Genomic DNA, 13,644 nt, shown 5'->3' on the forward strand with positions numbered 1-13,644 from the left:
AATATTTATATAATTAGGGGGAAATGAGTAATGGCAACTATTAAACCATTTAAGGCGATTAGACCAAATAAATATATAGTAGATAAAGTAGCAGCACTTCCTTACGATGTTATGAACAGTAAAGAAGCTAGAAAAATTGCAGAAGGGAATCCATATTCATTTTTGCATATAGATAAATCAGAAATTGATTTAGATGAAGATATAGATTTATATGATGAAAAAGTTTATTTAAAAGCGCGAGAAAATTTAGATGAATTTCGACAACAAGAAATTCTAGTAAAAGATGATAAAGAGTGTATATATATATATAAACAAATCATGGATGGTAGAGCTCAAGTTGGTATAGTAGCATGCATATCAGTTGATGAAAGCTTAAATGGAACAATAAAAAAACATGAATACACTCGACCAGAAAAGGAAATTGATAGAACTAAGCATATAAAATACTGTGATGCTAATACGGGAACTATACTTGTAACTTATAAACATCAAAGATTGATAGATGATATAATCAATGATTTTATGGATAATAATGACCCTTTATACGATTTTGTAACAGATGACAAGATAGAGCATACAGTATGGAAGATTGAGAATGATGATATAATATGTAATTTAGTAGATGAATTTGGGAAATTAGATTATCTATATATTGCAGATGGTCATCATAGGACAGCTTCAGCAGAAAATGTAGCAAAAGAAATGAGAGCTAAAAATCCAAACTATACTGGAAAAGAAGAATTTAATTATTTTATAGCTATGATTGCACCAGATGAGAACTTAATGGTTTTGGATTATAATAGAGTTATCAAAGACTTAAATGGTTTAAGTGAGGAAGAATTTATAAATAAAATAAAAGAAAATTTTGAGCTAGAAGAAATAGAAGGAAAAGAAAAATATAAACCTGACAAAAAAGGAACTTTCGGGATGTATCTAGGCAATAAATGGTACAAAATGGAGGCTAATAAGAATTTATTAGAAATAGAAGACCCTGTTGATTCATTAGATATTTCTATATTACAAGACTATGTTATTGATGCTATTTTAGGAATCGAGAATCCTAGAGTAGATAAAAGAATTGACTTTATTGGTGGTATAAGAGGTCTTGAAGAATTAGAAAAAAGAGTTAATGAAGATATGAAAATAGCTTTTGCAATGTATCCAACTAGTATTGAGGATTTGATAAGAGTAGCAGATGCAGGCAAGATAATGCCAGCAAAATCAACATGGTTTGAACCTAAAGTAAGATGTGGGCTATTTCTACATGAAATAAATGAATAATTAAACAAGGGCTAAAAAGTGAGATTTACACTTTTTAGCCCTTGTTTTTGTTCAAAGTTATATATGATATATAAACACTAGAAGATAATATTTTTAATAATAGTTACCTTTTTTTAGAAAATGGATAATTTTAATATATAGATAGTAGTATTCTATGTTATAATTTAGAATGAAAATTTATGTTTTATAATAATAAATTATATTTTCACACTTATAAAAATGAAAAAATAAAAGGACATTATAATGTTATGCTAGAATTATTATCCGATAATACATATTATTTTTTTTGTATGAAATTAAGGGGATAGTAATTAATTAGAAAAGGAATGAATAATAATGAATATATTACATTATCAGTTTTGATAAATTAAAAATAGAGTTAGAGTTCTTAATATTTATTAAGAGTAAAGTATGAACCAAGGTTTTATAAATAAATCTGAAAGTATGTTGTTTAATTCTAATATAGGAAGAAATAAAATATTTATTAAAAAATCTTAAAAATAGGAATGAATGCAAATGTTTGCAAAATGAATAAATAATACTCGGTTTTAGTTAAATATTTTTTCTATTTTAAGATAATTTCCTACTGAAGAATTAAATAACATAATTATATAATGAGGATGTGAGTATGATTAACAGACTAAAGCCAAGAATATTAGGTATTAGTATCTTGTTTATTATTATAATTATTTTAACAGGTGGTGCTATTTTTAAGTTCAAGTTTAAATTAGATAATAAGTTAAAGGAAACCACACATACATATTTGTCCGAGTTTACAGAACATAATATAATTAATCTCAAGACAAAACTTAGTGGTCAATTTGACATGCTTGAATCTATTGCTAATTTTATTGGAAATTTGAACAATATAAATGATGAAATGGTAATTGATTTAATGGATTCTAGTGTAAATCGAAGTTCTTTAACTAGTATGACTGTTTCTAGATTGGATGGAAAAAGTTATTCTAATGATGGAATCATCAGTAATATTCAAGATAGAGATTACTTTAAAAAAGCTAAGAATGGGGAAAGGAATATATCAGAGCCTTTAAAATCTAGTATCGATAAAAAAGAAATAATAGTTTTATCAGCACCCATTTATAAAAGTGGGAAAATAGTGGGTGTTTTAAGTGGAATTTATGATTCAACAAAGTTAAATGAATTATTAGGATTATCAGCATTTGATGAAAAGGCAGATGTTTTTGTTGCAAAAAAAAATGGAGATATAATTGCTCAAAGTACAAATAGTAAAATGATATCCTGTATATTTAAACTTTTCAACAAAGATAATTGTAATGAAGTAGATTGTATAAAAACCATAAAAGAAAATATGAAAAATGATAAATCGGGATATTCTAATTATAATTTAGATAATGAGAAATTTATGCTAAATTATCGACCACTTGGGATTAATGATTGGTATGTTTTTTCTGTTGTACCAAATGAAATAGTGTCTATTCAGTCAGAAAATATATCTTATGATGTATATATATTCGCATTGGAAATACTACTAGTTATATTGATTTTCATAGTATACATAGCCTACATTATAAATAATAATACTAGGGTCATTATAAACGAAAAAGAAAAGTTTAAAGCACTTACAGATAATATACTAGGAGGTGTTAAAAACTGTCTGAAAGATGAAGATATGACTATGTCATATGTAAGTCAAGGGTTTCTAGAACTTACAGGTTACTCTGATGAAGATTTAAATAGAATATTTAAAAATAAATTTAAAGATATGATTTACAAAGAAGATATAGACAAGTTTAATCGTACTATCCTAAATCAGTTAGAAAAACAAGATAAAATTGAAGTTGAATATAGAATTGTAAAAAAAGATGGAAGTATAATTTGGATTTTAGAGAGAAGTAAATCTATAAAGGATAACAAAGGAAATGAGTGTATTCAGGGAGTTTTAACTGATATAACAGAACTTAAAAAGACACAAGAAGAGCTAAATTCAAAACGATTTGAAATAGAAGCTATTAATAATAATATTGTTGGTGGTATAGTTATAACTGAGATAAATGATGATTTTGACAGTATATATTTAAATGAAGGATATTTAAATATGATTGGATATACACGTAAACAACTGAAAGACGAACTAAATAATAAATTAATAAAACTGATTTTTAAAGATGATAGAAGAGGACTTATTGATAGTATTAATGAACAACTCAAAATAAGTGATACATTTGCGAGTGAACAAAGAATAGAGAAAAGGGATGGAACTATTATATGGATTTTATTAAAAGGTAGAAAAATAGTTTATGAAGATGGGAAATCTGTATTATGTAGTGTTATTGTAGATATTACTTCTGCTAAACTATTAGAACAACAGCTTAAAAAAAGTGAAGAACGTCATGAGATTATTATAAAACAGACTCAAAATATCATAGTAGAATGGGATATAGAAAAAGACCAAATGAATATTTCACCAAACTGGTATAATAAGTTTGGCTATGACCCTATAACCGAAAATGCAACAAAAAATCTAATTAAATCAGTAGATATATATCAGGATGATATGGATAAATTTATTTCATTAATTAAACTTACTTCAGAAGGTAGTGAATATGAAGAGTGTGAAATTAGACTTAGAATTAGGGATACTACTTATGCCTGGTTTAGCATAAAGGCAACAACACTTTTTGATGATAATGGAATGCCTTATAAGGTTGTAGGGAGTTTGACTGATATTGATGAGGTAAAGCGAGAAGCTGAAAAATTGAAAGAAAGGGCAGAAAAAGACCCTTTGACAGACCTATATAATAAAAAAGCATCTCAATCGCTTATAGAAGAGTACATAACATTAGATAAAAAAAGAAAAGGTGCTTTAATGATTATTGATATTGATGATTTTAAAGGAATAAATGACAATTTAGGGCATTTATATGGGGATGCTGTGTTAAGTGAAATTGCAAGTGATTTAATTAATTTATTTAGGGCATCTGATATAGTAGGAAGAATTGGTGGAGACGAGTTTATTGTTTTTATGAAAGATGTTTCTGAAATAAGAGATATTATAAATAAAGCTGAAGAATTGGTTAAAGCCTTTGAAAGGTCTTTTGTAGGGGCAGGAAACAATTATAAGATATCCTTAAGTGTAGGGATTGCTAGATTTCCACAAGATGGTCTGGACTATATGCAGTTATTTAGACGTGCAGACATAGCTCTTTATTCAGCTAAAGGAAAAGGTAAAAATTGTTATACATTATATGATAAAAGAATTGATAAAGCACAATATATAACTAATACAAGAAATACATATGAAAATGTCAATATAGATAGGACTTTTAAAGAACATATAACAAACTATATATTTGATATACTATATGAATCAAACGATATAGAAATGGCAGTAAACTTAATTCTAGATATTGTAGGTAGGCATTTTAATGTAAGTCGTGTCTATATATTTGAAAACTCAGATGACAATTTAGCTTGTAAGAATACATTTGAATGGTGCAATGAGGGGATAAGTTCAGAAATTGATAATCTTAAAAATATTTATTATGATGATTTAGGCAATTATCTTTTAAACTTTAATGCAGATGGATTATTTTATTGTAATGATATTGATAGTTTGGGTAGTGATGAGAAAAAAATACTTAAGCCACAAGATATACGTTCAATATTACAATGCAAAATTTTGGAGGGTGATGAATTTAGAGGGTTTGTAGGTTTTGATGAATGTTCATATAATCGTATGTGGACTAGTGATGAAGTAAATACACTAACCTTTATATCTAAAACACTTAGTATGTTTTTATTAAAAATGCGTATACAAAACAAGCTAGAAGAGTCTTTAAAGATTCAAAAGTCTGTAATGGACAATATGGATATATGGGCGTATGTTGTTGATAGAAATACTTATGAATTGTTATTTATAAATAAAAAAATGCTTGAGTCAGCACCAAATACTCATATAGGGGATTTATGTTATAAGGCAATCTTAAACAATCAAAACAAACCTTGTAAAAAATGTCCTATGAGGCATTTAAAAGATAGCAGTGATACTTGTAAATCATTTATGCGTAATAAAAAATTTGATATAAATGCAAATATAACTACAACTACTCTGAAATGGTTTGATGGCAAAGATGCATGCTTAATATTTGGGAATGAAGTAAGTAGTTTTGAGCCTGAAGAAAATGTTTAAAATATAGTATTATGAATTTACTTAAAATCACAATTTAAATTTATTAGACTTAAAATGTCTATATAAATTATTTAAGTTGTGGTTTTAAGTATTTTTTGTGATATAATTAAGCGTTAAGAACAAAATAAAAAGATACTTTTGTATGAAAAATATTTGTTAAATATATATTGAGCAGGTGATAATATGGAAAATAAGTTTTTACCAATAAGTAAACAAGACATTATAGATAGAGGATGGGAAGAATTAGATTTTGTTCTAGTTACAGGAGACGCATATGTAGACCATCATAGTTTTGGGACAGCAATAATATCTAGGGTTTTAGAGAATGCTGGATATAAGGTTGGAATAATAGCACAACCAGATTGGAAGACTACAGACGACTTTATGAGGTTAGGAAAGCCTAGACTTGGATTCTTAGTTAATGCAGGAAATATGGATTCAATGGTTAACCATTATTCTGTTAGCAAAAAACACAGAGATAAAGATATGTATTCTCCAGGTGGAAAAATGGGTTATAGACCAGATAGAGCGACTATAGTTTATTGCAATAAAATAAGAGAAGCATATAGCGATGTTGCAATAATCATAGGAGGGATTGAGGCCAGTTTAAGAAGATTTGCACACTATGATTATTGGAGTGATAAGGTTAGAAAATCTATGTTAATAGATAGTGGTGCTGATTTATTAGTTTATGGTATGAGTGAAAAGCAGATTGTAGAGGTGGCACATGCACTTAATGATGGATATGACCCAAAATATATTAGACATATTGATGGGACATGTTATGTTGCAGACACTTTGGATGAAATATATGATAAATATATATTAATTCCATCATATAAAGAAATATGTGAAGACAAAATGAAATATGTAGAGGCTTTTAAAATTCAATATGATGAGCAAGACCCATTTAGAGGAAATGTAATTGTTCAACCTCAAGGAAGTAAGTATTTAGTACAAAATAAGCCAGAAAAGCCTCTTAGCAGAGAAGAATTAGATGAAGTATATGGTTTACCATATCAAAAAACATACCATCCTGTATATGAAAAATTTGGTGGTATACCAGCGATAGAAGAAGTTAAATTTAGTATAGTAAGCTCAAGAGGATGTTTTGGAAGTTGTTCATTTTGTGCAATAACATTTCATCAAGGGAGAGCAGTTCAAAGTAGAAGTGAAAAATCAATTATTGATGAAGCAATAGGAATAACAAATTTAGATGATTTTAAAGGATATATACATGATGTTGGGGGGCCAACAGCTAATTTTAGAAGGCCAGCATGTAATAAACAAATTACTAAAGGTGCTTGTAAAAATAGACAATGTCTATCACCATCACCATGTAAAAATTTAGATGCAGACCATAGTGAGTATCTACATTTACTTAGAGCAGTAAGAAAATTACCTAAAATAAAAAAAGTATTTGTGCGTTCTGGTATCAGATATGATTATGTAATGGCAGATAAAAACAATAAATTCCTTAGAGAATTGATAGAGCATCATGTAAGTGGTCAATTGAAGGTAGCACCAGAGCATATATCAGAAGAAGTTTTAAAATATATGCAAAAACCAGCAGGAAAAACTTATGATAAGTTTAGACAGAAGTTTTTTGCTATAAATGAAGAATTGGGTAAAAAGCAATATTTAATACCATACTTAATGTCTAGCCATCCTGGTTCAACATTAAATAGTGCTATAGAGTTAGCTGAGTATTTAAGGGATACTCATTATCAACCAGAGCAGGTTCAAGACTTTTATCCTACGCCTGGAACTCTATCTACGACAATGTTTTATACAGGTATAGACCCACTTACAATGCAGCCAGTTTATGTACCTAAAGCAAAACGTGACAAGGCAATGCAAAGGGCTTTATTACAGTATAGAGCACCTAGAAATTATGAATTAGTATATTCTGCATTAGTAGAAGCTGGGAGAGAAGACTTAATTGGTTTTGGGCATAGATGTCTGATAAAGCCAAGAGATGAGAAGCCTTATTTTAATAGAAATAATTCTAAGAAAAATACATCTAAAGGTGTAAATAAAAATAAAAGAGCCAATACAAATAACAAAACTAATAAGAATCAACAAAAAAGTTCAACTAAGAAAAAGAAAAGATATTAGAAGATAATATAAATAAAAAGATTTAAATAAGAAGGAAAATTCGATAAATTAACAGAAATTAATATAAATAAATATAATTATTTTATAAGATGTTAGCTTTGGGAGGAAAAGATGAAAAAGTATATTTCTATAATATTATTAGTAGTATTCGGTGTGACTTTTTTGGTAGGATGTTCATCAGAGCAAAGTAAATCTCCAAAAAAAGAGTTATCAGTTGTTAAAGAAGTAAAAGTGGCTGTTCCAGATGGATTGCCAGCAGTAGCAATAGCTAAACTTGCAAATGAAAATCCAGAAATTAAAGAGGGATATGAAACAGAGTATAGTATTGAGAAGACACCAGAGGCAATCTCTACGAGAGTGATGAAAAAAGATGTAGATATAGCTATAGTTCCATCAAATATGGCTGCAATAGCATATAATAAAACTTCATCATATAATATCGTTGGTACTGTAGGAATGGGTTCACTTTATTTAGTATCAACAGAAAATATAAAAGACTATTCTGATTTGCTTGGTAAAGAAGTTGGATGTACAGGTAAAGGGCTTACTCCAGATATAACTATGAAGAGTATTTTATTGCAAAAGGGTATAAGTTCTTCAGATATAAAGTTCAATTATGTGAATTCAGCAAGTGAATTAGTACCATTATTGGCTACTGGTAAAATTACAACAGGTATTGTTCCAGAACCTGCACTTAGTGCTTTGATGTCTAAAAATCCAGATATAAAAATCATAAAAAGTTTAAATGACTCATGGAAGGAAATGAGCAGCTCAAAAGAGGGCTATCCACAATCTACATTAATTGTAAAATCTGAGTTCTTAAGAGATAATAAAGATTTTGTTGATTCTTTTGTAGGTCAATTATCAAATAGTATAGATTGGGCAAATAAAAATCCTGAAGAATTAGGTGCATATTCTGAAAAAATAAAAATATCTACTGAATCAAAGATAATAGGAAAAGCTCTTGAAAGAGCTAATTTAAAATATATTCCAATTAAAGATATGCTTGAAGACTACAAAAACTACTATGATAAATTGGCTGATTTTGATGATAAGACATTAGGAGGCAAAGTACCTGATGAAGCAATATACTCTGTTGAAAAATAAAAAAAATAAAGAACAATTTATAGATAAATTAGAGGTAACACTTTCTTGTGTTATCCTCTTATTTTTATGGCAAATTATTGCTTTGAAAATTGATAATGATATCTTTTTGCCAACAGTAGTTCAAGTATTTAATAGTATTAAAGAAATCATACTTAATTCTAATTTCTATATAGACATACTTTATTCTATGGGAAGATGTTTTTTTAGTTTTTTATTTGCTGTGGTTTTTGCTATTATATTGTCAATAATGTCCTATTTAAGTAGATTTTTTAGAAACTTATTAAAACCAATTAATGCTTTAGCACGTTCAATACCAACTATGATATTGGTAGTACTTGCACTTATTTGGTTTGAAAAAGATAGCACGCCTTTTATAGTTGGATTTGCTATAGTTTTTCCTATATTATATGATAACGTTTTAGGTACTATATTGAATATAGATAAGAATTTATTAGAAATGGCAAGTGTATATAAAATAAGATTTATAGATAAGGTACTAAAAATTTATTTGCCAGCTATAAAATTTCAAATTATATCTATACTAGTGTCAACATTTTCTTTGAGCTTGAAAGTTGCTATAGCAGGAGAGGTCTATAGTCAACCTACATATGGCATTGGAACTATGATACAGACTGAAAAAATTAATTTTAATACATCTGGAATATTTGCATGGATAATTATCGTTCTATTAATTTCTGCCATTTTACAAATAACTCAAAAGTTTTTAGCAAGGAGAGCTTTTTTATGGAAAAGGTAAAGTTGAGTATTGAAAATATAAATAAAAGGTATGACAATCGTATTATATTTAAAAATTTTAATATTGATTTTTATGTTAATGAGGTTAACTGTATTCTTGGAAAATCTGGCTGTGGAAAAACTACACTTTTGAACATAATAAGTGGAATTATTAAAAAAGATACTGACAATCTAAGTATCAAAGAAGAATTGAATAGAGTAGAAAATAAATTAGAAGCTAGTTATATATTTCAAGATGATAGACTTATAGACTGGTTAACAGTAGAAGAAAATATAAAGATAGTCGTAAATAGATACTATAATAAGGTTCAACTAAATAAAATTTGTGATGAGTATTTAGAATTAGTTGGAATTAGCGAATATAAAAAGTTCTATCCACAAATGCTTAGTGGTGGTCTTAGACAAAGAGTAAACATTGCCAGAGCGTTTATATACCCATCAAAAAATATTATAATGGATGAACCTTTTAAATCTATTGATGTAAAGAATACACAAATTATAATGGAGAATTTTAAAAAGATACTAAAAAAAGAAAAGAGAACTGTATTATTTGTAACTCATAATATAGAGGAAGCATTATTTTTAGCAGATAGAATATTCATTTTAGGAGATTCTCCAATTAGAATAAAAAAAATATTAAAAAATTCTAATGAATTGGAAAAAAATGAAGTCTTGAAGTTGATATAGAGTTATAATAATATTGTCATTTTAAAATATACTTATTTAAAATCTATAAGGCTGCGTTAAAATAGTACAGAATATTCGAAAAGATGTGTAATGTTCGTATTTTATAAAAGGGAAGTGAATGTATGGTTAAGACTAATGCTATGAGAATATTAGATTCAAATAGGATTGATTATAAAGTAATGTCTTATGAAGTGAAAAGTGAACATGTAGATGGTGTTGAGGTAGCACATGATATAGGAAGAGATGTAAATGAAGTGTATAAGACTCTAGTAACTCAAGGAGTTAGTAAGAATATATATGTATATGTAATACCAGTACATGAAAATTTGGACCTAAAAAAGGCCGCAAAGGTAGCTAAAGAGAAAAGTGTGGAGATGATTCATGTAAAAGATATAAATAAGTTTACAGGATACATTAGAGGAGGATGTTCTCCTATAGGTATGAAAAAGCTTTATAGAACTTTTGTAAATGAAAGTGCAAAAAATCTGGAGACGATTATTGTGAGTGCAGGAAAAATAGGCTATCAAATAGAGCTATCACCATTTGATTTACAAAAGCTTATACAGGTAGAATTTGTAGATGTAATAAAAAAATAAGTATTACATATAAAATATAGAGATTATGTGCTTAATAATAGGATATATATTGTTTATAATATTAATAATAACTCTTAAATAAATATTCAGTTGCTTATATGTAATTATACAAAAATATTGAGAAATTTTAAGAATAATGGTAAAGTGTAAGTGTAATCACGAATATTTTTTATAAAGTAATGGAGGGATGTTCGATTGAGGAAAATAAAATCTGAACAAATTGTTGAACATGTAAAAAAACTTTGTATAGAAGCAAGTCTATATTTAGGAGAAGATGTTCTAAGTTGTATAAAAGAAAGAGCTAAAAGTGAAAAGAGTGAAGTTGGAAAAAATATATTAAATATATTAGTTGAAAATGCTGAAATAGCAAAAGAAAAAAATATACCAATATGCCAAGATACTGGTATGGCTGTATTTTTTGTTGAATTAGGACAAGATGTTGTAATTGAAGGAGATACACTTACTGACGCTATAAATGATGGAGTAAGACAGGGGTATGAAGAAGGATACTTAAGAAAGTCTGTTGTAAGTCCTATTAGCAGAGTAAATACAAAAGATAATACACCAGCTATTATCCATTATGAGATGGTAAAGGGTGATAAGGTTAAAATAGAGTTTGCAGCTAAGGGATTTGGAAGTGAAAACATGAGTAAGATGAAAATGTTAAAACCTTCAGATGGTTTAGAAGGTATTAAAAAATTCATAATAGATACAGTTTCAGAAGCTGGACCTAACCCATGTCCTCCTATGGTAATTGGAGTTGGTATAGGAGGAACTGTGGATAAATGTGCTCAAATAGCTAAAAAGGCACTTTTTAGAGAACTTGGAGAATTTAATAAAGATGAAAATATAGCTAAACTTGAGAGTGAATTATTAGCATCTATTAATAAGCTTGGTATAGGGCCTCAAGGATTGGGTGGAACTACAACAGCTTTAGGCTTAAATATAGAGACTTTTCCTACACATATAGCAGGTCTTCCTGTTGTTGTAAATATAAACTGCCATGCATCAAGACATAAGAAGGTAGTAATTTAGGAGGAAAATAAAATGATAAAAATAACTACACCTGTAAGTGAAATTGATATAGCTAAATTAAATTGTGGAGATACAATTAGTTTGAATGGTATACTTTATACAGCAAGAGATGCTGCTCATAAAAGGCTGATAGATTGTATAAATAAAGGTGAGGAATTACCTTTTGATGTATATGGTCAAGGAATATATTATGTAGGACCGACTCCTACAAAGCCAGGAGAAGTTATAGGAGCTGCTGGTCCAACAACTAGCTATAGAATGGATGACTTGACTATACCTCTTTTAGAAAGAGGCCTTAGACTTATGATAGGTAAAGGAAAAAGAAGTGATGAAGTCATAGAAGGGATGCAAAAATATGGAGCAGTTTACCTTGCTGCAATAGGTGGAGCTGGGGCATATATTTCAAATTCAATAAAATCATGTGAAATTATTGCATATGAAGATTTAGGAGCAGAAGCTATAAGAAAGATTGTAGTAGAAGACCTTAAGCTTACAGTAGCTATAGATAGTTATGGAAATAATATATATGAGCAAGGTCGAGCACTTTATGAATGCAAATAAAGTTTATAAATTTATATGAATATCAAGATTAAAAAATAGTTGTATATAATTTAAGGAGGAAAATTGATGTCTAAGGATTATGCAAAATTGGCATTAGAAATGCATGAAATCAATAAAGGAAAAATAAGTGTAGAGAGCAAGGTGGAAATTAAAAATAAGGATGATTTATCAACAGCATATACGCCAGGAGTTGCAGAGCCTTGTTTAAAAATACATGAAAATAAAGAAGATGTTTATAGATATACTTCTAAAGGAAATCTAGTAGCAGTAGTTAGTGATGGAAGTGCTGTACTAGGATTGGGTGATATTGGAGCAGAAGCATCTATACCTGTTATGGAAGGTAAGGCTATATTATTTAAACAATTTGCAAATGTAGATGCCTTTCCGATATGTCTAAAGACTAATGATGTAGATGAGATAGTTAAATCTATTGAATTGATGGAACCAGTATTTGGAGGAATAAATTTGGAAGATATATCTTCTCCAAGGTGCTTTGAGATAGAAGAAAGACTAAAAAAATCTTTAGGTATACCTGTATTTCATGATGACCAACATGGAACAGCAATAATTGTTGCAGCAGCTATAATAAATTCAATAAAATTAATTGAAAATAAAAAAATAGAAGATTTAGAGATAGTAATAAATGGAGCAGGAGCTGCTGGTATAGCTATAGCAAAGATACTACTTAATATGAATGTTAAAAATATAATATTATGTGATAGAAGTGGTGCATTAGAGGCTAGTATAGAAAATCTAAATTATGTTCAGAAAGAAATGTTAGAAGTAACCAATATAAGAAATGAAAAAGGTTCTTTAAAAGACATTATAAAAGGAAAAGATGTATTTATAGGTGTTTCAGGTCCAGGAGCTCTTACAAAGGAAATGGTTGAAAGTATGTCTGAAAAGCCAATAATACTAGCAATGGCAAACCCTACTCCAGAGATAATGCCAGAAGAAGCGAAACTAGGGGGAGCATTCATAATGGGAACAGGTCGTTCAGATTTCCCTAATCAAGTTAATAATGTCTTAGCTTTCCCTGGAATATTTAGAGGAGCACTTGATGTTAAGGCTAAAGAGATTAATGAAGAGATGAAGATAGCTGCTGCATATGCAATCGCCAATACTATAAGCGATGAAGAGATATGCCCAGAGTATATATTACCAGATGTATTTAATAAAAATGTTGTAAAAAATGTTGCTGAGGCAGTTAAAGAAGCAGCAATAAAAACTAAAGTAAATAGAATATAAATTTTTATATGCTCATATATCCTTATTTTATCGGATATAGGGGCATTTTTATTATAGGCTTATACTGATATATCCTTACCTTTA

General features: G+C 28.4%; 10 protein-coding genes. All 10 read left to right on the forward strand.

Annotated features, from left to right (window positions below; genetic code table 11):
* Positions 1–30 precede the first annotated feature (30 nt).
* A complete protein-coding gene (locus ACTG46_RS05035; RefSeq protein WP_054269539.1) occupies positions 31–1,281 on the forward strand; it encodes a DUF1015 domain-containing protein in 1,251 nt (416 codons plus the stop codon).
* Between the two features lie 628 nt (positions 1,282–1,909).
* The gene (locus ACTG46_RS05040; RefSeq protein ID WP_219674220.1) at positions 1,910–5,452 is read left to right on the forward strand and encodes a sensor domain-containing diguanylate cyclase; all 3,543 of its coding nucleotides are present in this window, start codon (positions 1,910–1,912) and stop codon (positions 5,450–5,452) included.
* A 183-nt stretch (positions 5,453–5,635) separates the two neighbouring features.
* Positions 5,636–7,570 carry a YgiQ family radical SAM protein gene (locus ACTG46_RS05045; protein WP_479923707.1) on the forward strand — a complete coding sequence of 645 codons (1,935 nt, stop codon included), beginning with the start codon at positions 5,636–5,638 and terminating at the stop codon, positions 7,568–7,570.
* Between the two features lie 111 nt (positions 7,571–7,681).
* Positions 7,682–8,677: an ABC transporter substrate-binding protein gene (locus tag ACTG46_RS05050; RefSeq protein ID WP_479923708.1), complete on the forward strand. Its 996-nt coding sequence runs from the start codon at positions 7,682–7,684 to the stop codon at positions 8,675–8,677.
* Positions 8,649–9,434, forward strand: coding sequence for an ABC transporter permease (locus tag ACTG46_RS05055; RefSeq protein WP_479923709.1), 786 nt, complete (start codon positions 8,649–8,651; stop codon positions 9,432–9,434). Before ACTG46_RS05050 ends, ACTG46_RS05055 begins: the two co-directional genes overlap by 29 nt.
* Positions 9,422–10,120 carry an ABC transporter ATP-binding protein gene (locus tag ACTG46_RS05060; RefSeq protein ID WP_479923710.1) on the forward strand — a complete coding sequence of 233 codons (699 nt, stop codon included), beginning with the start codon at positions 9,422–9,424 and terminating at the stop codon, positions 10,118–10,120. The genes ACTG46_RS05055 and ACTG46_RS05060 overlap by 13 nt, the downstream gene beginning before the upstream one ends.
* A 122-nt stretch (positions 10,121–10,242) precedes the next feature.
* Complete coding sequence (gene ybaK, locus ACTG46_RS05065) at positions 10,243–10,716, forward strand: Cys-tRNA(Pro) deacylase (RefSeq protein ID WP_479923711.1); 474 nt, start codon at positions 10,243–10,245, stop codon at positions 10,714–10,716.
* A gap of 195 nt (positions 10,717–10,911) precedes the next feature.
* Positions 10,912–11,751, forward strand: coding sequence for a fumarate hydratase (locus ACTG46_RS05070; protein WP_479923712.1), 840 nt, complete (start codon positions 10,912–10,914; stop codon positions 11,749–11,751).
* Positions 11,752–11,763: 12 nt separating this feature from the next.
* A complete protein-coding gene (locus ACTG46_RS05075; RefSeq protein WP_054269547.1) occupies positions 11,764–12,312 on the forward strand; it encodes a Fe-S-containing hydro-lyase in 549 nt (182 codons plus the stop codon).
* Between the two features lie 66 nt (positions 12,313–12,378).
* Complete coding sequence (locus ACTG46_RS05080) at positions 12,379–13,560, forward strand: NAD(P)-dependent malic enzyme (protein WP_054269548.1); 1,182 nt, start codon at positions 12,379–12,381, stop codon at positions 13,558–13,560.
* The last annotated feature ends 84 nt before the right edge of the window (positions 13,561–13,644 follow it).

Source organism: Clostridioides sp. LIBA-7678, assembly GCF_056716065.1.